Origin of the sequence: Actinomyces urogenitalis DSM 15434 (assembly GCF_000159035.1) — a bacterium.
Taxonomy (GTDB): Bacteria; Actinomycetota; Actinomycetes; order Actinomycetales; family Actinomycetaceae; genus Actinomyces; species Actinomyces urogenitalis.
The window spans coordinates 646240-669838 of the sequence record NZ_DS999576.1 but is presented as its reverse complement, the minus strand read 5'-3'; the positions used below and the strand labels follow the sequence as shown (position 1 = coordinate 669838).

The following is a 23599-nucleotide window of genomic DNA, read 5'->3' as shown; positions in this document are numbered from 1 at the left end:
GCGCCTGGGCCCAGGCTGATCCCTTCACTGCCGAGCGCCGCGGCGACCGCCTGTTCGGACGCGGTACGGCCGACGACGGCGCCGGCGTCATCTCCCACGTCCACGCCCTGCGGGTGCTGGACGAGCTCCTCGGGGGCCTTCCCTGCTCGGTCACCGTCTTCATCGAGGGGGAGGAAGAGGTCGGCTCGCCCTCCTTCGAGAACCTGCTGGCTGCCTACCGCGACCGTCTGGAGGCTGACGTCATCGTCGTGGCCGACTCCTCCAACTGGAAGGTCGGTGTGCCGGCGCTGACCACCTCGCTGCGCGGCGTGGTCCAGGTCGACGCCCGGCTGGACGTCCTCGACCACGCCCTGCACTCGGGACAGTACGGCGGCCCGGTGCTCGACGCCGTGACCTCCATGTGCCGCCTGGTGGCCACCTTGCACGACGAGGCGGGCGACGTCGCCGTGCCGGGGCTGGTCTCCCGTGCCCAGGCTGCTCCTGACTTCCCTGAGTACCCCGAGGAGGCCTTCCGCGCCGACGCTGGCGTGCTCGACGGCGTCGAGCTGGCCGGTACCGGGGACCTCACCGCCCGGCTGTGGACCAAGCCGACGATCACGGTGATCGGCATGGACGTCACGCCCCTCCACCTGGCCGGCAACGTCCTGGCCCCCTCCTGCACCGCCCGCATCTCAATGCGTCTGGCACCTGGCCAGGACCCTGCCGCGGCCCAGGCCGCGCTCGTGGCCTACCTGAAGCAGCAGGTGCCCTTCGGGGCGCGCCTGACCGTCTCCCAGGGCGAGGCCGGTCCCGCCTTCGACGGGTCCTCGGACACCCCGGCCGGCCGTGCGGCCCACTGGGCGCTGTCCACGGCCTTCGGCGAGAACTGCGTGGACATCGGCCAGGGTGGCTCCATCCCCTTCATCTCCACCCTCCAGGAGACCTTCCCCGGTGCTCAGGTCCTGGTGACCGGCATCGAGGACCCGGACACGCGTGCCCACAGCGAGGACGAGTCCATGCACCTGGGTGACCTGGAGAAGATCGTTACCGCCGAGGCGCTCCTGCTGGCGCGGCTGGGCGGGGCCGTGGACGAGCCGGCCAAGGGCTGAGCGCGTGCGCGTCCTTCTTGCACCGGGTGGGATGTATCCCGAGCCCGGGGGCGTGCCTGTGACCACGGCGGGGACGGGCCTGCCTGCTCACGCCGTGGCCCAGGCCCTGTCAGCGGGATGGCGCAGCCAGCGGCCCGAGGACCGCCTGGCGCTCCTGCCGATGGCCGACGGCGCTGCCGGCAGCGCTGCGGTCTTTCCTTCTTCCCTGGTCACTGGCCGCCTGGCTGTGCAGGCCTCCGGGCCGCTTGGCCAGGTCCGTGAGGTGGACCTGCTCAGGCTCGCCCCGCCGCAGGCAAAGAGACCGAGTGACGCGGCTGCGCCGTCGTCGGGCTCCGGGACCACGTGGTTCCTGGACGCAGCCCGCCTGACGGCCTTGCCGGCGGACCGCGAGGAGGCTGCGCGCGAGGCGATGGAGGGCACCACCTACGGCCTCGGCCAGGTGCTGGCTGCCGCCGTGAGGGCGAGCGCACCCGACGACCTGCTTGTCGTGGGCCTGGCGCGCAGCGGTGTCCACGACGGTGGGGCGGGCCTCGTCGACGGGCTCGGGGGAGTGGAGCAGGCCGCCCGGATGCTCGCGGAGCGGCGGCTCCTGCTCGCCCTGGCCGACGACGTCCCGCTCGGCGGACTGTCTGGCGCCGGACAGGGGCTGGTCTCCGTGACCTCCCTGGGAGCCGAGCAGGCGCAGGAACGTGACCGGGATGCCTGCGCGGCTGCCAGCAGTCTCCTCACGCAGCTGACCGAACGCTCCGGGGTCGGTGGGCCGGTGCGCCGGGTCCTGCCAGTGGTTGGGGCCGAAAGGAGCGCACCGGGCACGCTCAGCGTCACCTCATGGGGCAGTGGGGCCGGCGGTGGGGCTGCCCTCCTCCTCCAGGCGCTCGGCGCGCGGGCGATGCCCGGCACGCGAGTGATGGCGGACCTGCTCGGCCTGGAGGCGAGGGTGGAGGACGCTGATCTCGTCGTGACTGCAGCGGGAGAGGTCTACGACGTCCTGGCGGACTCGCTGACCGCCGTCGTGGGCCAGGCTGCCTCGGCGCGGGCGCTGCCGGTAGCCCTGGTCAGCGGCCGCGCTCTTGTGCCGCGCGGTGAGCTGGCAGTGGCTGGTGTGAGCGCCTCCTACAGCCTGGAGGAGATGGGGGCGGGCACCATGGGCGTCTGGCACAGCGAGGGAGAGCAGGCAGTGCGCCGTCGGCTGGAGGAGATGGGCGCGCGCCTGGCCCGCAGCTGGTCGCGTTAGGCGGCGGCCTCGCTACTCCTTGGGCGCCGGGCCCGTGGAGCCGCGGACAATGAGATCGGGGGAGAAGAACATCTCCCCATCCGGGACGTCCTCGCCGGCGATCGCGGCCAGCAGGGTTGTCACGGCCGAGCGGGCGATGGCAGTCACCGGCTGGCGCACCGTGGTCAGCGGCGGGTTGGTCATGGGGATGAGCGGGGAGTCGTCGTAGCCGATGACCGAGACGTCGCCGGGGACCGACAGACCTGCGGCACGCACACCCTGGATGGCGCCGAGGGCCATGATGTCCGAGCCGCACACGATGGCAGTGCACCCCTGCTCCAGCAGCCGGGTGGCGCCTGCGGCGCCGCCCTCATAGCTGTACAGGGCCTCGACGGTCCGCAGGGGCTCGCCAGGCAGACCGGCACGCATGGCGTCCTCGTAGCCCGAGCGCTTGCGCTGGGCGGGGACCATACGCAAGGGGCCCATGGCCAGGCCGATTCGGCGGTGGCCCAGACTGATGAGGTAGTCCACCGCCATGCGCGCGGCAGTGCGGTCGTCCGTGGTGAAGCCGGGGGCCTTGATCGTGGGGGCGTTGCCGTTGATCGTGACCAGGGGGACCTCGCGCTCGCGCAGGCGTTGGTAACGGGTGACGTCGCTGGAGGTGTCGGCGTGGCGGCCGGAGACGAAGATGATGCCGGAGACTCCACGGTCCACGAGCATCTCGATGTACTCGTCCTCGGTGGTGCCACCAGGGTTCTGGGTACACAGCAGTGGGGTGTGGCCGCTGGGAGCCAGCAGCTGCTCGATCTCCTGGGCGAACATAGGGAAGATCGGGTTGGACAGCTCGGGCACGATCAGCCCGACCAGCCCGCGTGAGGCCTGGTGCAGGGCCTCGGGACGTTCATATCCCAGCAGGTCCAGGGCCACGAGCACCTGACGCCGGGTGACCTCAGCGACGTTGGACTTGCCGTTGAGGACACGGGAGACGGTCGCCGTCGAGACGCCAGCCTGCTCGGCAATACTGGCCAAGGTGATGCGTTGAGGCACCTCAAATCTCCTTCGAGTCGGTGCAGCTCGTGGTGCGGCGTTAGATGACAACGACGCAGACGGACCGCGGACGGGGCGCCGTGACTCGCCGTCGAATCGAGGCAGGGGCGGACCCGTGTCATGTATGAATGTAACGGCTTAATGTAAGACTATGCAAGATAGGTGTCGTGAGCAGGGGGAGGGGGCGCCGGGGCGGGCCTGGTGCCTGTAGCCTGCGGCCATGTCATGGCTGCGTCGTTCTCGCTCTTCTCACCTTGCCCTGCCTGCTGAGGTAGTCGCGGAGGTTGCGGCAGAATCTCGTCTGCTTGCGGCTGTACCGGTCTCGGCGGATGGTCGGCGCTGGCTCGTGGCGTGCCAGGACGGTCTGCGGGGCGTTGAGGTCGGGTCGGCGGAGGCCTCTGCGGCCGGCGGTGCTGCCGGGGATGAGGTCGAGGTTGGGGCTGCCGGTGGTGCTGCCGCGGCGGGCGGTGCTGCCGCGGCCGAGCCCGAGGTTAAGGCCGCAGGCGCCGCGGAACCATGGTGCTGGGACGGGCTGACGGGCTGGGACCAGGTGACTCGGGCGCGGTGGGATGCCGAGGAGCGCTGCTTCTCGTTTCATGTCTTGTATGAGAGGCGGGCACGGTTGCTGCGCGTGCCGGCGGCCCTGCGTCAGGGGAGGCCTGGCGGCGGCTGGGAGAGTGTGGACGTCGACGAGTCCGCCTTCGGGCGGGTGGTCAGACAGCAGGTTGAGCGTGCCATTGTCCACTACGTCAGCCAGGCCCTGCCCGATGGGCTGCGCGTGACAGCCTCGATCCGTCGCCGTGGCGACGGGAGCTTGTACGCGGTGCTTGATCCGGCGCTCGAGAGTCTGGATACGGGGCAGCGTGAGGCTGCTCAGGCCCTGCTTCGTCAGGTCCGTGATGGTGTGGGTCTGCCCACACCGTGAGAAAATGGCGGAATCTGGCGGTCTTAGCCTCAGGTGCCGATTCGACGCGGCCGTGAACGGTTGCTAAAGTTCTTTCCGCGCCAAGCGCGATTCCTGCGTAGCTCAATGGCAGAGCATCCGACTGTTAATCGGACGGTTGTTGGTTCGAGTCCAACCGCAGGAGCTTCTCGGAAGCCCCGGCCCCACCGGCCGGGGCTTCCGTCGTCTCCGGCTCCTGGCGCGGTCCCGGTCTCGATCCACTGAATCGGCACGCCTGTAGCCATAGCCCAGACGTTGAGCACGATCTTGCGTGGCTTACTGGAGAAGCCCGTTTCGTAGTTGCTGACTGTTGCGCGACTGACGCCCATGGCCTCAGCGAGCTGGTGCTGGATAGTCGGGGTTGAAGTTGGTTCTGGGCACCTTGGGGAGCAGGCTCCGAACGACGGTGGCGCGTGGGGGTTTTGTGGCGTGGGGTGGGTGATTGGTGCGTGCTTTGGCGAATGCGACGGTCTCTAGGGGAGTGCTAGGGCACGCACCAATGACGTGTGCACGTCCGCATCGGGGGATGCACGTTCCAGTGGGGGTGGTGGGTTTGATGGCTGCGTCAGTTGAGGCCCTGAACCGTCAGTTTGGGGCTGGCGTGTGGCCTAGGAGCGTCGGTTTAGGCGCTGAACAGTCGGTTCGGGTGTGGCGGGGATGGGGATCGACTGTTCAGGGCCTAAAGCGACGGGAAGAGGCGACGGAGATGGGGCGGCGTGTGGGGCTTTGGTGCGTGCAGGGGGGGGACTCGCCCCCTCTGGAAACGTAGCCTGGCGTATGACCCGAGCGGGTCCTGGGCGACGCCTGGCAGGTTGGCTGTCAGAGGGCCGAGCGAGTCTGGGCCTGCTCAGCCCTGGCTCAGCTGCATGCGCTTGTTCTCCAGGCCCACGATCTCCTCGAAGAGCTCGCGGTACCCGGGGTCCTCGGCAGACATACGCCTCTGCCGGCCGCGCAGCTCAGTGAGCCTACGGTTGACACCCATTCGAGCCAGCGAGGTCACGACGTCGCGTGCGTAGCGTTGAAGGGCATCAGGGTCGATCTCCTGCGATCCCCGCCGTGTGGCCACCGGAAGCGTGACGACCGCGAGCGCCGTCAGCGCCGCATCAATCTCCGGGGTGGCACCGAGGCGAACCTGCTCCACCCAGTGGGCGAAGGCAGTGCGCTCGATCTCCTTCAGACCCTTGCCCCCGGCGGTGAGTGCCGTGACCTCGTCCTGCATCCGGCTGACGCCTCCCGCAGCCTCGATCGCCTCGAAGGCGGCGCGGTGGACGGCGTTGGAGAAGGCGGCGGACTCAATCGTGTCCGCCCCGGCGCGCGCTGCTGCCATCGGCTGCTGCACCATGGTGGCCAGAACCTGACGCTCCAGGGCCGTGACCTGGTCCGTCACCGGCTCAAGCGCAGGACGCCGGGCATCCGTGCCCAGGACCGCATCCCCACTGCCACCGGAGGAGGCCTGGACGGCGCCAGGTCCTCGTCTCTCGGCAGACTGGACGGCGCGCAGCACGTCTGACTCGGGAAGGGCCACCCATCCGGCCAGACGCCGCGTGTACTCACGGCGCAGAGCCCTGTCCCGGATCCCGGCGACGATCGGCGCCGCCGTGCGCAGACCGCGTACCCGGCCCTCAGCAGTGTCCAGATCCAGGTTGGCCAGGCAGGTGCGGATGACGAACTCGAACAGGGGCTTGCGCCGCTCCAGCAGGCGAGGAATGCCCTGGTTACCCTCCTCCAGCCGCAGGTCACAGGGATCCAGGCCGTGTGGCTCGACGGCGACGAAGGTCTGTGCCGCAAAGTGCTGGTCCTCGCCATAGGCGCGCAAGGCCGCCTTCTGGCCGGCGGCGTCGCCGTCGAAGGTGAAGATGACCTCGCCGCCACGAACGCGGTTGCCCATGACCACGCCGACCGACGGATCAGCGGCGTCTCCCAGGAGACGCCGCACGATCCGCACGTGGTCCTCGCCGAACGCGGTTCCGCAGGTAGCCACGGCTACCGTCACCCCGGACAGGTGGGCCGCCATGACGTCCGTGTAGCCCTCGACGACCACCACCCGGTGCTGGCTAGCGATGTCCTTCTTGGCCAGGTCCAGTCCGTAGAGGACCTGGCTCTTGTGGTAGATCGCGGTCTCCGGGGTATTGAGGTACTTGGGGACGGTCTTGTCCTCGTCGCTCAGTCGGCGGCCACCGAAGCCCACCGTCGCTCCGGTCACGTCCCGAATGGGCCACATGATCCGGTCTCGGAAGCGGTCGTAGACACGTCCGCCGCCGGCTCCTCCTTGGCCGCACAGGCCGGAGGCTACGAGCTCTGCCTCTGTGAAGCCCTTTGAGCGCAAGTGCCCGGCCAGGTTGTCCCAGCCGGGGGGCGCGTAGCCCACATCGAAGCGGGCGAGAGCGGCGTCGTCGAAACCGCGTCCGTAGAGGAAGCGGCCGGCTGAGGCGGCAGCGGGGTTGGCGGGGGAGAGCTGGGAGCGGAACCACTCCTCGGCCACGCGGTTGGCCTCCAGCAGGCGCTGGCGCGTGCCGGGCTCGACACCGCGGCGCACGTCCCCCGAGGAGTCCTCGTAGCGCAGCTGGACCCCGACGCGTCCAGCCAGGTACTCCACGGCCTCAGCGAAGGAGAGGTGGTTGATCTTCTCGACGAAGGAGATGACGTCCCCTCCCTCGCCGCAGCCGAAGCAGTGCCACAGGCCCAGCTGGGGGCGGACGTGGAAGGACGGGGTCTTCTCATCGTGGAAGGGGCACAGTCCCTTCATCGAGCCCACGCCGCCGCTCTTGAGCGTGACGTGCTCGCCGACGACGTCCTCGATCTTGGCGCGCTCACGCACCGCCTCGATGTCCTCGCGCTTGATCAGTCCCGCCATGGCGTCATCCTAGGCGTGCCCACCGACATCAATGAACGTGCTGAGCCAGGCCCGCTCCTGCCAGGAGAGCCCCGCCTCCTCGTGGAGCCCTCACACCTGGGAGAACAGCCCGCACAACCGAGCGTGCCACTGCCTGGCCGAGGTGTCCGTCAACGAGGCGATCTGGTCAACCACCGCGCGCAGTCGCCCGGCGTCGTCGGCCGCCTGCCGCCAGGCCTCGGCAAAGACGGGCTCCAGGTGCTCGTCGCCCGAGGCCGTCAGCACGTCTGCCAGATCGAACAGCTCGGTGCGTTGGCGCAGGTAGACCGGCTCGTGCTCGCGCGGCGCCATGACGTAGCGCACCGCCGCCCCCTTGAGCACGAGGATCTCGGCGCGGGTTCCCTCGGGGATGACCAAATCGGCGTCGTAGCGGGCCAGCGGGCCGTCGCCGAAGACCTCACGGGTGGCGCGCGCCACCTCGGAGACGAAGCGGCCGATGAGCTGGCTCGTCATGTTCTTCAGGCCGGCGGCGTCGGCCATGGACCCGGTGTATCCCGCGATCCAGCTTTCCAGCGCCGTCAGCCTGCGCCAGGCTGCCTCCAGCTCCTGGGCGTCCAGGTCGTGTCCGTACCAATTCAGCGTCGCCTCGACGACGGCCTGGCTTTCCGCGGCCGAGCGCAGCGTGGCCGGGTCCATCTTGCCCAGGGCGATGGCGTCCTCGACGTCGTGGACGGAGTAGCCCACGTCGTCGGAGAAGTCCATCACCTGAGCCTCCAGGCAGCGTCTGAGCGCCGGCGCACCAGCACGCATCCAGGCAAAGACCTCGCGGTCGTCGTCGTAGCAGCAGTACTTGCGGGCGCTCTTGCCCTCAGGCCCGCCCGGCCCCTCACCACGGGCCCAGGGGTACTTGGCGACGGCGTCCAGGCTCGCACGCGTGAGGTTGAGGCCCACGCTGCGCCCGGAGGCGTCCAGGGTCTTGGGCTCCAGCCGGGTCAGCAGCCGTAGGGTCTGCGCATTGCCCTCAAATCCGCCGATCGAGGCGGCCACCTGGTCCAGGGCCTTCTCGCCGTTGTGCCCGTAGGGCGGGTGGCCGAGGTCATGGGCCAGGCAGGCGGTGTCGACGACGTCCGGGTCGCAGCCCAGCGCCTGACCGATCGCCCGGCCAACCTGAGCCACCTCCAGGGAGTGGGTCAGGCGCGTGCGCACGAAGTCATCGGCAGAGGGACCGAGCACCTGCGTCTTGGCCCCCAGGCGCCGCAGCGCGGAGGAGTGGAGAACACGGGCTCGGTCGCGCTCAAAGGGCGTGCGCTGAGGGTTCTTGGCAGCCTCGGTGACGAAGCGTTCGACGTCGTGGGCGCCGTAGCCGATGAGGTCGCCCCGGTCCTCTCCAACGGCTGTGGCGGGGGTAGTCAAGACGTGCTCGGGTGACGACATGGCCTCAGCCTACGCAGCGGCGCGCTAGTATGGCCGAAAGGTTGAGGACGATCGCTAGCGGCCTGTGCCAGTCACAGGTGTGCTCACCGGTGCCGCCCCGGCCTCGTGACCGGGCGGTGTGCCCGGCAGAAGGGAGCCAGCTGCCGTGACGACCACGACAACGCTCGTCCACCGTGCGTCCTCCGGACCCATTGAGTGGTGGCGTGACGGGCTGGTTTATGAGATTGCCTCGCCTGAGCTGGGCGCTGCCGATCTGGCTGGTGCCCACCGCATGCTTGACCACGTGGTCTCCCTCGGCTTCACCGCGCTACTGCTGCGTCCCAGCCTCCTGGAGACCTCCACCAGCCAGATCGACTCCTTCCGGGCACTGGCCGAGCAGGCGCATGAGCGTGGTCTGCGCGTGGTGGTGCGGGTCTCCGGTGCCCTGGGCCCGGTCACGGGTGCGCACGTGCACGATGATGACCGCTTCGTCGTCGGCGCCGAGCGCAGCGGTGAGGGGATCTTGGAGCGTGCAGAGGCCTTCCTAGCCGCCGGGGCCGACGGCGTCGACCTGGGCACGATCATTCCCCCGGAGGTCGATGAGCGCACGGACCTGGGACGCCTGACCGAGTACTTCACGATCCTGCACGGTCTGGTCGCTATGCACGTGGAGGACGGGATCCTCGGGGCGGACGTGTCCGCGGACTACCCGGACACGATGCGCCACCACCTCCAGGAGGACTGGCTGCACCACCTGCGCGACGACGCCCTGACCCTCACGCGTTGGGACGTGGAGTCCCTGACGCGTCACATCACGGCCTCACTGGCCGAGCATGACCGCTTCGGCGCGCCGCCGGTGTGGCGCTACCTGCCCAGCTTCCGCCTCAGCGCGGCCACCGATCCTGGGGACGGGCGGCGCTGGTTCGACGTGGCGGGGGAGGAACGGCGTCGTCGAGGACTGTCGATGCAGGCCCTCATGCTGGCCCTGCCCGGTGCGCTCTACCTGCGCCAGGGCGACGAGATCGCCCTGCTGGACCAGGACAAGCCGGAGGCTGCCATGGAGCTGGCGGCGCTGGTGGGCGCCCACGCGCACACCCAGGCCAGCCAGTTCGGCTCGCCGCTGGCTACCGTGCGTCACGCCACGCGGCTGCGTCGTGAGCGCAAGCTGGCCACCTCCACCCTCGCCTTCGTCACCGGCCTGGACTGGTGCCCGCCGCAGGCGCTGACCCTGCTCGTGCGCGACGTCGTCGTCCTGGTCAACACCACTGACCAGGCCGTGGCCCTGCCTGAGCACGCCTCTGTCCTGCTCAGCTCCCAGCAGCTGGACCAGAAGGACGGGCTGCTGCAGGTCCCGCCGACGACGACCACCTGGCTCGACGCCGCGACGGTCCGCTAGGGGCGAGTCGGCCAAGGGCCGGGGCGCGCGGCGGGAGAGGAGCTGCGGGGTTCTGCCCCAGGCGGTGCCACGTGCGAAGATGAGCCCATGGCTTACCGCGACATCCGCATCATCGGCGACCCGGTCCTGCGCACCCAGTGCGAGTGGATCACTGACATTGACGACTCGGTCAAGCAGCTGGTTGAGGACCTGCTGGAGACCGTGGACGAGGACGGCCGCGCGGGCCTGGCCGCGAACCAGATCGGTGTGGGGCTGCGTGCCTTCTCCTGGAACATCGACGGCGAGATCGGCTACATCCTCAACCCCCGGATCGATGAGCTGAACTTTGACGAGTACCAGGACGGGGACGAGGGTTGCCTGTCCGTGCCCGGGCTGTGGTACCCGACCAAGCGTGCCTGGTACGCGCGCGCCACCGGCATCGACCTGGACGGCAAGGAGGTCGTGGTCGAGGGTGAGGAGCTCATGGGCCGGTGCATCCAGCACGAGTGCGACCACCTGGAGGGGCACCTCTACCTGGACCGCCTGGACCGTAAGAACCGGGCCAAGGCGATGAAGGACTTGCGCGCCCAGGGTCTGTAGGCGCTACGAGGCTGCATCTGACAGCTTTCCCACCCCCCGCCCGGCTGCGACGAAGGAGCCCTCCATGACTCGACTGATCGACCTTCCCTCCTCGGCCCTGCCAGGGCTGCGCGGCGAGGAGCTCGTGCGTGCCATCGCTGACAGTGAGGGACGCGCCGTCGCCGCCGAGACGATCGTGGCTACCGGCCCTTTGCTGGACAAGGTCTCCAACCCCGAGCTGGCTGCTGCTGCGGGGGCGGACATCGTCGTGCTCAACCTCTACGACGTCGATCACCCGTGTGTGGCCGGCATGCCTGATGCGCAGGGCCAGCAGGAGGCTGGAGACGCCGATGCCTTCGCCTTCGGCTCGGTCGGTCTGGGCCGGGGCGTGACCGCCGGACAGGTGTCCCAGTGGACGGGGCGGGTCACGGCAGTGAACCTGGAGCCGGTTTTCCCTCAAGCGACCTTTCCGCAGGGCCGGCGTGCCACGGTGCGTGCCGCGCAGATGCTGGTCGAGCAGGGCGGGCAGATCGCCGTCATCACGGGAAACCCCGGTACGGGGGTGACGATCGAGGCGATTATCGAGGCCACCAGGCAGATTCGCGCAGCCACGGACGGTGAGCTGGTGCTGCTCGCTGGTCGGATGCACGCTGCTGGCTCGGGTGAGCCGGTGATGACGGCCGACGACGTCGCTCGCCTGGCTGACGCCGGTGCCCACGGCGTCGTGCTGCCGGCTCCGGGTACCACGCCAGGCACGAGCGTGTCCGCGAGCGAGGCCTGGGTGGCTGCGGCGCACGCGCGGGGCATGCTGGCGTGGAACTCGATCGGTACCTCCCAGGAGGGGGCCTCGACGAGCGTCATCGAGCGTCTGGGGCTGGACTCGAAGACCACCGGTGCGGATATCCACCACATCGGGGACTCCGGCTTCTTCGGAATCGCCCCGCCGGAGAACATCTACGCCTACAGCCTCGCGGTGCGCGGGCGGCGTCACACCTGGCACCGGATCGCGGCCTCGCGCATGCGCTGAGGTGCGCTAGCCGTCGCGCCAGCGTGGCGGGCAGCGCCCGCAGGTGTGGCGGTGCTGGCCTTGAGGGGCGGTTCATGGCACCATGACCTTGCACGCCGCGTGCGTCATGAGGAGGCCCGGTCGGGCTCGAGAACGTAGGGGAAGACGGCTCTCGAACCAACCAGGAGGCGATCCATCGTGAACGGTGCCTACACCCGCGGTGTTCTTTTCGTGCACTCTGCGCCTCGCGCGCTGTGCCCGCACATCGAGTGGGCGGCCGCCGAGGTGCTGGGCGCACGCGTCCACCTGGACTGGACGGAGCAGCCTGCGGCTCCCGGCATGCTGCGTGCCGAGGCCAGCTGGGTGGGGCCGGTAGGCACTGGTGCCCGGCTGACCAGCGCGCTGCGGGGCTGGGCGAACCTGCGCTACGAGGTGACCGAGGAGGCCGCCCCGGGCTCCGACGGCGGACGCTGGTCCCACACCCCGGACCTGGGGATCTTCCACGCCCAGACCGACGTGCACGGCAATGTGGTGGTACCTGAGGACCGGGTGCGCGCGGCGCTCGTGCATGCCTCCCAACCTGAGGTCATGCGCCGCGAGCTGGATCTGGCCCTCGGTCAAGCCTGGGACGACGAGCTCGAGCCTTTCCGCTATGCCGGTGCGGGCGCGCCGGTGCGCTGGCTGCACCGGGTGGGCTGAGCCTGCGCTCAGCGCGTGAAGACGAGCGCGACGTCGTGCCCGCCAAAACCGAAGGAGGTGCTGGCTGCGGCCCGCAGCCCAGGGACCTGGCGCCCCTGCGGACCGACGATGTCCACTCCGAGCTCGGCGATCTGCGGATCGATGCCGCCAGGCAGCAAGGTCGGTGGCAGCCAGCCTTCGGCCAGTGCCATGACGCTGAGAACCGCCTCCAGGCCGCCGGCTCCGCCCAGGAGGTGGCCAGTCGCTGACTTGGTCGCCGAGACTGCCGCTGCTGGCGCCGTTCGCGCCAGCACCTGCGCCTCGACCACGTCCCCGGCGGGCGTCGAGGTCGCGTGGGCGTTGACGTGCCCGAGCTGGCTGGGTTCCAGGCCAGCTTGGTCCAGGGCGGTTCGTAGCGCTCGCTCCTGCTGGGCGCCGCTCGGATCGGGCCGGGCCACGTCATAGGCGTCTGCGGTCACGGCCGAACCTGCGAGGACCGCCAGCACCTGGGCGCCGCGGGCTGCTGCGTGCGCAGCGGACTCCAGGACCACAACACCGGCCCCCTCACCCAGGACGAAGCCGTCGCGATCGGGTGCGAAGGGACGCGACGCCGTCGCCGCCTCCTCGTTGCGGGTGGACAGGGCCCGCATGGCGGCAAAAGCAGCGACCGTCATGGGGTGCAGGGCTGCGTCCGTGCCACCGGCGACCACGACGTCGGCGCGCCCCCAGGCGATGAGGTCGGCGCCGTAGGCGATGGCCTCGGCTCCTGAGGCACAGGCGGACACCGGCGCGTGGATCCCCGCCGTCGAGCCCAGCTCGATACCAACCGTGGCCGCCGGAGCGTTGGGCATGAGAGCCGGGACCGCCGTCGGCAGCACCCGGCGTGGTCCCTTCTCACGCAGGGTGTCCCAGGCCTCCATGACCGAGAGCACGGGGCCCATGCCCGGCGAGATCGAGACAGCCAGCCTCTGGCCGTCGACCACCCCGTTGCCTGCCGCGCCCGGGCCGAACGCCTGCTGCCAGGCTTCACGCGCCGCCAGCAGGGCACACTGACTGGCACGGTCCAGTCGCCGCAGCTCCTTAGGCGTCAGGCAGGACTGCGGCTCGAGGGCGAGCCGAGCCCCGATCCGCACCGGCAGCTCGTGGGTCGCCACCCAGTCCTCGTCCAGCTCGCGCACCGCGCAGCGCCCCTCGCGCAGGGCCTGCCACGTGGTGGGCACGTCCCCGCCCAACGGATTAGTGGTACCCAGGCCGGTGACGACGACGGTGCGTGGCGCCAGGGCCGAGGCCTCGGGAGCGGGACGGGCCACGTTTCAGCCCTGCTTCTGCGCGGTCACGAGCTCGACGAGCGAGCCAACGGTCGGCAGGGTGGGGATGAGGGAGTCGTCCAGCGCGACGCTGAAGCGCTCCTCGACCTGGGTGGCGATGGTGAGCAGGCCCAGGGAGTCGATGTCGAGGTCGTCGGCGAAGCGGGATTCAGGCGTGATGGTGCTGGCCTCCACGCCGGCCTCCTCAGCGGTGATCTCAGCGATGACGGCGAGGACGTCGGTCTGCTCAGGCATCAGGGTCTCCTAAGGGGTCATAGATTCGTGGTGGCGCCGGCTCTGGCCACGGCCGAGTCCGGGCGGTAGGGCCGGTGAGCGGCCGCTACCGGTCATTGTGTCTCACAAGCAGGGGCGGGGGTGAACCGACGGCGCGTCGGCTTGCCACAGGGCGGCTGGCGGCGCGAGGCGGGCGTCAGGCCTGGCGCCGCGCCGGCTCCACCAGGTCCTCAGGCGAGCGCAGGCGGGTCAGGTGCGTCTCTGGCAGGTCGCGGCGAGCCAGGCCGGTGAGGGTTCCTGCGGGGGCGAGCTCGATGATCGAGGTGATCGCTTGCCGGCGCAGTGTCTCCTGGACCAGGTCCCAGCGCACGGGCCGGGTGATCTTGGCGCAGACGGCGTCCAGCAGGCCCTCGCTGCCCTCGTGCGGCAGGTGGGCTACGCCGTCGGCGTCATCGATGACGGCGGCGGTGGAGGCCCGTCGGGGCAGGTGCGCCACGGCCGCAGCCACCTGCGTCTGCGCCGCGGACATCGCGGGGGAGTGGAAGGCTCCTGCCACGGCGAGAGGGAGCACGCGGACGCCGGCAGGAGGAACGAGCGCCGCCAGTGCCTCGCGGCTGCCCGAGGCAACCACCTGGGTTGAGCCGTTGACGTTGGCGGCAGTCAGGCCGGCCTGGTCGATAGCCGCCAGGACCTCCTCCCGGCTACCGCCGATAAGCGCCGCCATCCCACCGTCGTGCTCGGCCGCGCACCGGGCCATCGCCCGGCCCCGCAGCGCAGCCAGCCCGACGGCCTCGGCCGGGGAGAGAACCCCGGCCAGTGCCAAGGCGGTGAGGTACCCGAGGGAGTGCCCAGCGAGCACCGGCGCTGGCCCAGGTGAGGCTTGAACGGGGCGAGGGCCGGCGAGCCCGACGGCGATGGCGCAGGCCAGGGACGTGGCCACCGTCAGCGGCTGGGCGACCTGAGTGGGGCGGAGAGCCTCGGCCGAGGCCGTGGTGCCCAGGGCCACCAGATCCGCATCCGCCGCCTCGGACATGGCCTCCAGTACGCCGGGGAAGCGGGCGTTGGCGCCCTGCCACCAAGGCGTGAGCATGCCGGGGCGCTGAGAACCCTGCCCGGGGCAGACGACGGCGGTGCCAGCTGGGAGGGCCAGGGCCAGGATCTCGGGCTCAGCGCGCGCAGGACCGAGCGGTGCGCGGGCGCTCGCTGCGGGCGGCGGGGGCGTCGTCGTCATCGCTGATCGCCTTCGTGCAGACGGCCGGCGATGATGGCCAGGTGGAGGACCAGGCTGTCACGCGCGTCGGTGGCGTCCCATCCCGTCACCTCGCTGACGCGGCCCAGCCGGTAGCGCACAGTGTTGGCATGGACGAACAGCTCCCGCGCGGTGGCTTCCAGGCTGCGGCCCAGCGCCAGGTAAGTGGCGACAGTCTCCTCAAAGGGCTCACCCATCGCACGCAGCGGCTCATGCACGAGGGTCTCGACGCGCTCGGTGGCCAGCTCATCGCCCAGCAGCAGACGCTCAGGAAGCAGATCGTCAGCGCGCACCGGGTTCGGAGCCTGGATCCATCCCGGCAGCGCGCGCAACCCAGCCAGAGCTGAGCGCAGCGACCGACCCGCCTGGCTGACTGCGCTCACCACCGGACCGAGCACGGCGGCGCCGTCGAGCCGGCGAGCGATGAGGGCGGCTGCGGCGTCGACCGCCTGATCCGGGCTGCCGGAGGACTGCGCCGCCTCGGGCTGGCCCCCCAGCACGATGATGACTGAGTCCCCGCGCACGGAGACCAGACAGTCGTGAGCGTGCTGCCTGCCCTCGTGGCGAAGCCGGGAGGCTGCGATGGCGTCCAGGCTCGCCCGGGCGGCGATCGCCACCACCGGTCCGTTTCCGCTCCAGCCGGCCGAACCGGCCCGGGAGGCCGCCTCCTCCGGGGACCCGTGGAGCATCGAGTCCACGGCGACCGACTCCAGACGGGCGTCCCAGGCGCCACGAGCCTCTGCCGCGCGGGCGTAGACCTCCGCTGCGGCGAAACCGACGTCCCGGCCGAAGGTGAGGACGAGAACCGTCAGGGCGTCATGATCTTGCTCGGGAACGGCCTGGGGGGCCTCCTCCACGACGACGTCGAGGGCGGTGCGTACCATGCCGAGCGTCTGCTCCAGCGTGATCGTGCCGGTCAGGGCTGCTGGCGCCACGGAGAAGATCTTGCCGGGGGCGACGGCGGTGTCTGGGAACTCAATGGAGTCGACGAACATCGTCACGCCGAGACGGGCGACAGCAGCAATCTGCTTGCGGGCAGGCTCAGCCAGGGTGCGGTACCACGGGTGCGCGGCGCTGATGCGGTCCAGAGCGTGCTCGATGATGGGCTCCTGGGCCTGACGCAGAGCTGCGACCGCGGGTGCACTGAGGTCCTTCATGCCTGAGAGCCTAGCCTGCACCCACGACACCGGAACGGTCCGCAGGTGGGACCTTTTGAGGGAACCGACAGAAAAACGACGGCGGGGCCGGAATACGGCAGATCTGGGGCGAAAGTCCGTGGACGCCGTCGGATCTCGCCCGGCAATGGCGTCCGGGCCCTGCTGCGGGTCGCTAGGCTGGGGCCTGCAACACGGCGCTGGGCCGTGAGCAGACCGTCAACGTCGACGTGCGCCTGGGGCGCACTGGAGGAATCACGATGTCGCAGGCCACCCGCACCGAGGAAGACCTCCTCGGTCCCCGCGAGGTACCGCTCGAGGCGTACTGGGGTATCCACACCTTGCGCGCCCAGGAGAACTACCAGATCTCTGGCGTGAAGATCGGGGAGGAGCCCGCCTTCATCCGCGGCATGGTCCAGGTCAAGAAGGCCTCGGCACTGGCCAATCACGAGTTGGGGACGCTGTCTGACGAGGTGGCTGACGCCATCGTGTGGGCCTGCGACCAGGTGCTCGACGACGGGCGCTGTCTGGACCAGTTCCCCATCGACGTCTTCCAGGGCGGGGCTGGCACGAGCGTCAACATGAACACCAACGAGGTCATCGCCAACCTTGCGCTGGAGCACCTGGGCTACGCCAAGGGACGCTACGACGTCATCAACCCTAATGACCACGTCAACAAGTCCCAGTCCACGAATGACGCCTACCCCTCCGGCTTCCGGCTGGGTCTGTACGCCCAGGTCGAGGCGCTCCTGGCTGAGCTGGACCGTCTCATCGACGCCCTGGCGTCCAAGGGCACCCAGTTCAAGGACGTGCTCAAGATGGGGCGCACCCAGCTCCAGGACGCCGTGCCCATGAGCCTGGGACAGGAGTTCGAGGCCTTCAGCGTGCTGCTGGGCGAGGAGATCTCGCGGCTGCGGGCCAACTCCAGCCTGCTCCTGGAGGTCAACCTCGGTGCCACGGCGATCGGGACGGGACTGAACACTCCTGAGGGGTACCAGGACTCCGTGGTGGGCTACCTCCAGCAGGTCACGGGCCTGCCGATCAAGGGCGCGGAGAACCTCATGGAGGCCACCAGCGACACCGGCGCCTACGTCTCCATGCACGCGGCCATCAAGAGGCTGGCGGTCAAGCTGTCCAAGATCTGCAACGACCTGCGTCTGCTGTCCTCCGGACCGCGTGCAGGCCTGGGGGAGATCCGCCTGCCCGAGCGGGCTGCGGGGTCCTCCATCATGCCGGCCAAGGTCAACCCGGTGATCCCCGAGGTCGTTAACCAGGTCTGCTTCAAGGTCATCGGCAACGATGTGGCGCTCACCTTCGCTGCCGAGGCCGGCCAGCTCCAGCTCAACGTCATGGAGCCGGTGATCGGCCAGACGAGCTTTGAGTCGATCCGCCTGCTCACCCACGCCATGCGCACGCTGCGCGAGCTGTGCATCATCGGCATCGAGGCCAATGAGGAGGTGTGCCGCGACAACGTCCTGAACTCCATCGGGATCGTCACCTACCTCAACGAGGTCATCGGTCACCACAACGGTGACCTGGTGGGACGTGAGTGCGCCCGCTCAGGACGAAACGTGCGTGAGGTGGTCCTGGAGATGGAGCTGCTGGACGAGAAGACGCTGGACGAGCTGCTGAGCGTGGACAACCTCCTGCGTCCGCGTTACCGCGACATGCGCTACTACTCCGGCTCTGACCCGTCGGTTCCCCGTACCCGGGCCGAGGACGCTGACGAGGACTGACGCCAGCGCCCAGCGCGTGCAAGTGCGGCCGGTGAAGGGCTTGAAGACCCTTCACCGGCCGCACTCACGCGTTCAGCGAGAACGGCAGCCCTCAGGCCTCGCCACCCTGGCTGCCGGAGGAACCGGCGTTGACGTCCTCAAGGTTGTAGCGCTCGATCGCCTGGGCCACGACCTCGCGGTCGAGCTTGCCCTGCTGCGCCAGCGCCTGAAGCGCCTTGACGACGACGGAATCGGCGTCGATGAGGTAGTGGCGGCGAGCCGCAGCGCGGGTGTCGGAGAAGCCGAAGCCATCGGCACCCAGCACGTGGTAGTCGCCAGGGACCCACGGACGGATGAGGTCAGGCACCGCGTGGTCGAAGTCGCTGGTGGCGATCAAGGGACCGGTGGCGTGGGCAAGCTTGCCGGTCACGTAGGGCACGCGCTGGTCAGCGGTGGGGTGGAGGAAGTTGTCCTTCTCCACCGCCAGAGCCTCACGGCGCAGCTCGCCCCACGAGGTTACGGACCACACGCTGGCGCGCACGCCCCAGTCCTCAGCCAGGATCCGCTGAGCCTCGACGATCCACGGCACCCCCACGCCGGAGGCCAGCAGCTGGACCTCGGGACCGTCGCCTGCCGGGGCGTCGGAGATCTTGTGCAGACCCTTGAGAATGCCCTCGACGTCGACGTCCTCGGGCTCGGCCGGCTGGACGATCGGCTCGTTGTACACCGTCAGGTAGTACATGATGTTGCGGTTACGACCGCTGTCCGGGCCGTACCAGCGCTCCAGCGCGTCACGCACGATGTGGCGGATCTCGTAGGCGTAGGCCGGGTCGTAGGAGGCGAAGGCCTCGTTGGTCCAAGCCATGAGCGGGGAGTGGCCGTCCATGTGCTGGGTACCCTCACCGGTCAGCGTCGTGCGACCGGCCGTGGCACCGATGACGAAGCCACGGGCCAGCTGGTCCCCGGCGGCCCAGAACTGGTCGGCCGTGCGCTGGAAGCCGAACATCGAGTAGAAGATGTAGACCGGGATCATCGGCTCGCCGTGGGTGGCGTAGCTGGTACCGGCCACCTGGAACAGTGAGGCGGAGCCAGCCTCGTTGATGCCGGTGTGCATGAGCTGACCGGAGGTGGACTCGCGGTAGGACAGCATCATGTCCGCGTCCACCGGCGTGTAGTTCTGTCCCTGGGTGTTGAAGATCTTCTTCGTGGGGAACAGCGACTCCAGACCGAAGGTGCGCGACTCGTCAGGAACGATCGGCACGAAGCGGCGGCCGATGTTCTTGTCCTTGATGAGCTCCTTGAGCAGGCGCACGAAGGCCATCGTCGAGGCGACTTCCTGCTTGCCCGAGCCGGACTTGAGGATGTCGTAGACCTTGTCACCGGGTAGCTCCAGCTCGGTGCCGGCGTCACGGCGCTCGGGCACGAAGCCTCCGAGCTGGCGACGGCGCTCGAGCATGTAGAGCAGAGCCGGGTCATCCGGCGCAGGCTTGTAGTACGGAGGACGGGTGGGGTCAGCCTCCAGCTGCTCGTCGGTGATCGGGATGTGCAGCCGGTCGCGCAGGCCCTTGAGGTCGTCGAGCTTGAGCTTCTTCATCTGGTGGGTCGCGTTGCGGCCCGCGAAGTGGGAGCCCAGCAGGTAGCCCTTGACCGTGTGGGCCAGGATGACCGTGGGCTGGCCCTTGTGCTCCATGGCCGCCTTGTAGGCGGCGTACATCTTGCGGTAGTCGTTACCGCCGCGCTGCAGGGCCCAGATCTCCTCGTCGGTCCAGTCCTTGACCAGCTCGGCGGTCCGCGGGTCACGGTTGAAGAAGTGCTCGCGCACGTAGGCGCCGTCGTTGGCCTTGAAGGTCTGGTAGTCGCCGTCGAGCGTCTCCATCATGAGGTGCTCCAGGGCGTGGTCCTTGTCCGCGGCCAGCAGCTGGTCCCAGCCACGGCCCCAGATGACCTTGATGACGTTCCAGCCTGCGCCCTTAAAGAAGGCCTCCAGCTCCTGGATGATCTTGCCGTTACCACGCACCGGGCCGTCCAGGCGCTGCAGGTTGCAGTTGATGACGAAGGTGAGGTTGTCCAGCTGCTGGGAGGCCGCCAGCTGGAGCATGCCGCGTGACTCGGGCTCGTCCATCTCGCCGTCGCCCAGGAAGGCCCAGGTGTGCTGCTGGGAGGTGTCCTTGATGCCCGCACCCTGGAGGTACTTGTCGAACCAGGCCTGGTAGATGGCCTCGGCCGGGCCCAGGCCCATCGAGACGGTCGGGTACTCCCAGAAGTCCTTCATCCGGCGCGGGTGCGGGTAGGAGGGGATGCCACGTCCGCCGGTGGCGGCGGGGTGGGAGTACTCCTGGCGGAAGCCGTCGAGGTCATCCTCAGTCAGACGGCCCTCGAGGAAGGCTCGGGCGTAGTTGCCGGGGGAGGCGTGGCCCTGGAAGAAGACGTGGTCGCCGCCGCCAGGGTGGTCCTTGCCGCGGAAGAAGTGGTTGAGGCCGACCTCGTAGAGCGTGGCGGTCGAGGCGTAGGAGGAGATGTGTCCGCCCACCCCGATCCCCGGGCGCTGGGCGCGGGTGACCATGACGGCGGCGTTCCAGCGGTTCCATCGGCGGTAGGTGCGCTCGGCGTCCTCGTCGCCAGGGAAGTAGGGCTCGTCGGCGACGTCGATGGTGTTGACGTAGGGCGTCGTCGTCTGCGAGGGGACGGCGACGTTCTTGCGCCGTGCCTCCGCCAGCATCGACAGCAGGATGAAGCGGGCACGGGGGCCACCCTTCTCCTGGATGAGGGCGTCAAGGGACTCGCGCCACTCCCTGGTCTCCTCGGGGTCGTTGTCGGTGACCTTGGTCAGGAGGCCGTCGATGAGCGGCGTGGAGTCACTGGTCGGGCTCACGGGTTCCTCTTTCCTCGCTTCGGTGCGGTGGCAGTTCAGGCTCGCGGCGGCGTCGGGCCGGCGAGCCCGGCCGGGTCGCATGGACTGTAGTCCACCACAAATCTACGGCCTTTGCGTCACAGCGTCGCCCAGGTGACGGGAAGAAGGTCCCAGTGATGCTGTGAGGTCAGCCACCGAAATCCGGCTGAGCGTATGGGCTTGCGTCAGTGGGGTCACATGCTGTGGGCTAGACTCCGTAGCGCCCCACGGGGCACTGAAAACCGCGCTACCGCGCACGAGAACGGGACGCACTGCGAGCCCGAGGGACGGAGAGACGACAGTGGCGAGCACAGCAGGTGGGGCCTTTGGCTTCACCTCCGGCCTCATCATCCAGGAGTTCGGTTACGACGACGACGTCGACGACGAGCTCCGCGCGGCCGCCGAGGCGCTGACCGGTACCGAGCTGGTCGATGAGGACTATGAGGACGTAGCCGACTCCACGATCGTGTGGTGGCGCGATGACGACGGTGACGTCGACGACCTGACTGACGTCCTGGTGGACGCGCAGGCCAACCTCGACGGCGACGGCGTGATCTGGGTGCTCACCCCCAAGGCTCGTACGGCCGGGGCCGTTCCCTCCTCGGACGTGGAGGAGGCTGCCCGCACTGCCGGTATGCATGCCACCTCGGCCGCGGCGATGGGCCAGCACTGGAGCGGCATCCGCATCTCCAGCCGGCGGCACTGACGCCGGGTGCGTCGTCGAACGACGGCGTGCCGTATGCTGCGGCGAGCAGCAGCGCCTACGGGCGCCACGGACCTGTAGCTCAGTTGGTAGAGCAACGCGTTTACACCGCGTCGGTCGTCGGTTCGAGTCCGGCCGGGTCCACCACGTGCACAGCGACGGCCGTGACTGCGGTAGTCTCAGCCGGTCAGCGTGCTTACTTGGCACCCTGGCGGGCCCCCATAGCTCAGTGGTTAGAGCAGCGAGCTTATACCTCGTCCGTGCCTGATAAGCACATGGTCCTGGGTTCGAATCCCAGTGGGGGTACTGGCTCAGCCAGCCACGCCCCCATGGTGGAATCGGTAGACACAGCGGCCTTAAAAGCCGATGCCCTTGGGCGTACGGGTTCGAGTCCCGTTGGGGGCACCTGACCGCCGTCGCTACCCCTTGGCGCCTGTGGCTACCCCCTGGTATCCGTGGCTACCCCTCAGCGCGCGCTACGGGGTAGCGGGCAACCTCAACGGGTAGCGACGGGCATGGGTGGGTAGCGGGACCTGCCTGGCGGGTCGCCGGCCGTAGGCTTGGGACCATGAGCGAGACCACCCCATTGACCGTCGGCGAGGTCGTCAGCCTCCTGCGTCGCATCGCCCCGAACGAGCTCGCTGAGCCCTGGGACTCCAACCAGCTCATCTGCGGAGACCCCGCGGACCCGGTACGCAGGGTACTGCTGGCCGTCGACCCGCTGCCCGCCGTCGTTGATGAGGCGATCGAGACGGGCGTGGACATGGTCATCACCCACCACCCCCTCTTCCTGCGTGGCACTGACCACGTCTCGGCCACGACCTCCAAGGGCCGCAGTGTCCACCGCCTCATCCGCGCCGGCATCGCCCTGGCTAACGCCCACACCTCCTGGGACTCGGCGGCCGGCGGCGTGGCTGACGCACTGGCAGCGGCCGTGGGACTCACGCGGACCGTCGTGCTCAGCCCGAGCCAGGCTGACCCTGAGCTGGGGATCGGACGCGTGGGGGAGCTGGCGGAGCCGACGACGTTGCGTGCCTTCGCCCAGACCGTGGCTACGGTCCTGCCTGACTGCGTCCCCGGCCTGCTCGTCGGCGGAGACCTGGACGCCCAGGTGAGCCGGATCGCTGTCTCAGGTGGTTCTGGGGATTCCTTGCTCGGCGCCGCCCGGGCGGCTGGCGCGGACGTGTTCGTGACCGCGGACCTACGGCACCACCCTGCGACCGACCACCTGGCTGAGGGACGCCCCTTCCTGCTGTGCGGTACGCACTGGGCGACGGAGTGGGTGGGACTGCCCCCGCTGGCCACGCGTCTTGAGGCCGAGGCGGCCGCCCAGGGACGTAGACTCACCGCACAGGTCTCGTGCGTCGTCACCGACGCCTGGACCCTGAGACTGAGCACGGGCGCCTGAGGGCGCCACCACCGGAAGGACCCCCGACGTGACGCGCGCACCACTTGCCCAGCAGCGGCTGCTCATCGAGCTCCAGGCACTGGACTCTGCCTTGGCGCGGCTCAGGCACGAGCGCCGGCACCTGCCCGTGCTCGCCCGCATCGAGGCGACGGTGGAGCGGCTGAAGGCCAACAAGCGCGAGGCCGTGATCGCTGACGCCGGCCTGAGCGAGGCCAAGAAGGAGGCCACACGCCGCGAGGACGAGGTCGGCCAGGTGGTGCGCCGTGCCGGGGTGCTGCGCGAGCGCCTGTCCTCGGGCGGGGCAGGCGCCCGGGACCTGACGGCTATCCAGGGTGAGATCGACCAGCTCGGACGGCGTCAGGCCGTGCTGGAGGAGGCCCAGCTGGCCGCCATGGAGTCCCTGGAGGCGGCGCAGGGTGAGGTCGATCGCCTGGCCGAGGAAGAGACGGCGATCCGGGCTGCTGGCCGTGAGCTGACCGCTGAGCGTGACGCCGAGTTCGCGCGGCTGGACGCCGCTATCGCCGAGGAGCAGGGCAAGCGGGACTTCCTGGCCGGTTCCGTCGCTGCGGACCTCCTGGCCGACTATGACGCAGTGCGCGAGGCTACCGGTGGGGTGGGCGCGGTCGCACTGTACGGACGGCGCGTCGAGGGCGCCGCCGTGGAGATCAGCCCGCAGGAGCACGCACGCATCGCCGCCGCTGACGAGGACGAGGTCATCCACGCCGAGGACGGTGACGTCATCATCGTGCGGATGGAGCGCTGAT

General features: G+C 69.6%; 19 protein-coding genes, 4 tRNA genes and 1 pseudogene. 15 read left to right on the top strand and 9 right to left on the bottom strand.

Going from position 1 to position 23599, the window contains the following annotated elements; genetic code table 11:
* Together HMPREF0058_RS11060 and HMPREF0058_RS11055 are read left to right on the top strand one after the other, a co-directional pair.
* Positions 1–1088 (top strand): M20/M25/M40 family metallo-hydrolase (locus HMPREF0058_RS11060; protein WP_006549881.1); only part of this gene is annotated, 1088 nt, incomplete at its 5' end.
* A 4-nt stretch (positions 1089–1092) separates the two neighbouring features.
* A complete protein-coding gene (locus tag HMPREF0058_RS11055; RefSeq protein ID WP_040319881.1) occupies positions 1093–2322 on the top strand; it encodes a glycerate kinase in 1230 nt (409 codons plus the stop codon).
* Positions 2323–2334: 12 nt separating this feature from the next.
* Here HMPREF0058_RS11055 and HMPREF0058_RS11050 read toward each other — a convergent pair whose 3' ends face one another.
* Positions 2335–3348: a LacI family DNA-binding transcriptional regulator gene (locus HMPREF0058_RS11050; RefSeq protein WP_006549879.1), complete on the bottom strand. Its 1014-nt coding sequence runs from the start codon at positions 3346–3348 to the stop codon at positions 2335–2337.
* Between the two features lie 220 nt (positions 3349–3568).
* Between HMPREF0058_RS11050 and HMPREF0058_RS13275 the strand changes: the two genes are divergently transcribed.
* Positions 3569–4273 (top strand): hypothetical protein, encoded by a 705-nt coding sequence (locus HMPREF0058_RS13275; RefSeq protein WP_048679083.1) that lies wholly within the window; start codon positions 3569–3571, stop codon positions 4271–4273.
* A gap of 91 nt (positions 4274–4364) precedes the next feature.
* A tRNA-Asn gene (locus tag HMPREF0058_RS11040) sits at positions 4365–4436 on the top strand.
* Positions 4437–4518: 82 nt separating this feature from the next.
* Here the strand turns inward: HMPREF0058_RS11040 and HMPREF0058_RS13475 are convergent.
* From HMPREF0058_RS13475 to HMPREF0058_RS11025, 3 genes and pseudogenes are all read right to left on the bottom strand, one after another.
* A pseudogene (locus HMPREF0058_RS13475) lies at positions 4519–4644 on the bottom strand (helix-turn-helix domain-containing protein); the annotation flags it as partial.
* Between the two features lie 494 nt (positions 4645–5138).
* A complete protein-coding gene (gene dnaG / locus HMPREF0058_RS11030; protein ID WP_006549877.1) occupies positions 5139–7145 on the bottom strand; it encodes a DNA primase in 2007 nt (668 codons plus the stop codon).
* A 90-nt stretch (positions 7146–7235) separates the two neighbouring features.
* The gene (locus HMPREF0058_RS11025; protein ID WP_006549876.1) at positions 7236–8558 is read right to left on the bottom strand and encodes a deoxyguanosinetriphosphate triphosphohydrolase; all 1323 of its coding nucleotides are present in this window, start codon (positions 8556–8558) and stop codon (positions 7236–7238) included.
* A gap of 145 nt (positions 8559–8703) precedes the next feature.
* Here HMPREF0058_RS11025 and HMPREF0058_RS11020 point away from each other — a divergent pair, with 145 nt between their 5' ends.
* The 4 genes from HMPREF0058_RS11020 (at position 8704) to HMPREF0058_RS11005 (ending at position 12196) form a co-directional block, all read left to right on the top strand.
* Positions 8704–9933, top strand: coding sequence for a glycosidase (locus tag HMPREF0058_RS11020; RefSeq protein ID WP_034236328.1), 1230 nt, complete (start codon positions 8704–8706; stop codon positions 9931–9933).
* A gap of 87 nt (positions 9934–10020) precedes the next feature.
* Positions 10021–10512, top strand: coding sequence for a peptide deformylase (def, locus tag HMPREF0058_RS11015; protein ID WP_006549874.1), 492 nt, complete (start codon positions 10021–10023; stop codon positions 10510–10512).
* 64 nt (positions 10513–10576) lie between these two features.
* On the top strand, positions 10577–11518 hold the full coding sequence (locus tag HMPREF0058_RS11010) for a DUF7916 family protein (protein WP_006549873.1): 942 nt from the start codon (positions 10577–10579) through the stop codon (positions 11516–11518).
* A 177-nt stretch (positions 11519–11695) separates the two neighbouring features.
* Positions 11696–12196, top strand: coding sequence for a DUF3145 domain-containing protein (locus HMPREF0058_RS11005; protein ID WP_006549872.1), 501 nt, complete (start codon positions 11696–11698; stop codon positions 12194–12196).
* A gap of 8 nt (positions 12197–12204) precedes the next feature.
* Here HMPREF0058_RS11005 and HMPREF0058_RS11000 read toward each other — a convergent pair whose 3' ends face one another.
* The 4 genes from HMPREF0058_RS11000 to HMPREF0058_RS10985 form a co-directional block, all read right to left on the bottom strand.
* Complete coding sequence (locus HMPREF0058_RS11000) at positions 12205–13485, bottom strand: beta-ketoacyl-[acyl-carrier-protein] synthase family protein (protein WP_040319880.1); 1281 nt, start codon at positions 13483–13485, stop codon at positions 12205–12207.
* Positions 13486–13488: 3 nt separating this feature from the next.
* Positions 13489–13737 (bottom strand): acyl carrier protein, encoded by a 249-nt coding sequence (locus HMPREF0058_RS10995; protein WP_006549870.1) that lies wholly within the window; start codon positions 13735–13737, stop codon positions 13489–13491.
* A 175-nt stretch (positions 13738–13912) separates the two neighbouring features.
* Positions 13913–14947 (bottom strand): ACP S-malonyltransferase, encoded by a 1035-nt coding sequence (locus tag HMPREF0058_RS10990; RefSeq protein ID WP_050765696.1) that lies wholly within the window; start codon positions 14945–14947, stop codon positions 13913–13915.
* Positions 14944–16122, bottom strand: coding sequence for a PucR family transcriptional regulator (locus tag HMPREF0058_RS10985; RefSeq protein ID WP_006549868.1), 1179 nt, complete (start codon positions 16120–16122; stop codon positions 14944–14946). The genes HMPREF0058_RS10990 and HMPREF0058_RS10985 overlap by 4 nt, the downstream gene beginning before the upstream one ends.
* 257 nt (positions 16123–16379) lie before the next feature.
* Between HMPREF0058_RS10985 and aspA the strand changes: the two genes are divergently transcribed.
* Complete coding sequence (aspA, locus tag HMPREF0058_RS10980; RefSeq protein WP_006549867.1) at positions 16380–17855, top strand: aspartate ammonia-lyase; 1476 nt, start codon at positions 16380–16382, stop codon at positions 17853–17855.
* A gap of 91 nt (positions 17856–17946) precedes the next feature.
* Here aspA and aceE read toward each other — a convergent pair whose 3' ends face one another.
* Complete coding sequence (aceE, locus tag HMPREF0058_RS10975) at positions 17947–20706, bottom strand: pyruvate dehydrogenase (acetyl-transferring), homodimeric type (protein ID WP_006549866.1); 2760 nt, start codon at positions 20704–20706, stop codon at positions 17947–17949.
* Positions 20707–21025: 319 nt separating this feature from the next.
* On the opposite strand from aceE, the gene HMPREF0058_RS10970 reads away from it, so the two are divergent.
* From HMPREF0058_RS10970 to HMPREF0058_RS10945, 6 genes are all read left to right on the top strand, one after another.
* Entirely contained in the window at positions 21026–21430 is a 405-nt protein-coding gene (locus HMPREF0058_RS10970) for a DUF3052 domain-containing protein (protein ID WP_006549865.1), read from the top strand.
* Between the two features lie 68 nt (positions 21431–21498).
* Positions 21499–21574: transfer RNA gene (locus tag HMPREF0058_RS10965), tRNA-Val, on the top strand.
* 68 nt (positions 21575–21642) lie between these two features.
* A tRNA-Ile gene (locus tag HMPREF0058_RS10960) sits at positions 21643–21733 on the top strand.
* 17 nt (positions 21734–21750) lie between these two features.
* Positions 21751–21832 (top strand) — tRNA-Leu (locus HMPREF0058_RS10955).
* Positions 21833–21995: 163 nt separating this feature from the next.
* A complete protein-coding gene (locus HMPREF0058_RS10950; RefSeq protein ID WP_006549864.1) occupies positions 21996–22835 on the top strand; it encodes a Nif3-like dinuclear metal center hexameric protein in 840 nt (279 codons plus the stop codon).
* A 28-nt stretch (positions 22836–22863) separates the two neighbouring features.
* Positions 22864–23598: a zinc ribbon domain-containing protein gene (locus tag HMPREF0058_RS10945; protein ID WP_006549863.1), complete on the top strand. Its 735-nt coding sequence runs from the start codon at positions 22864–22866 to the stop codon at positions 23596–23598.
* Position 23599 lies beyond the last annotated feature (1 nt).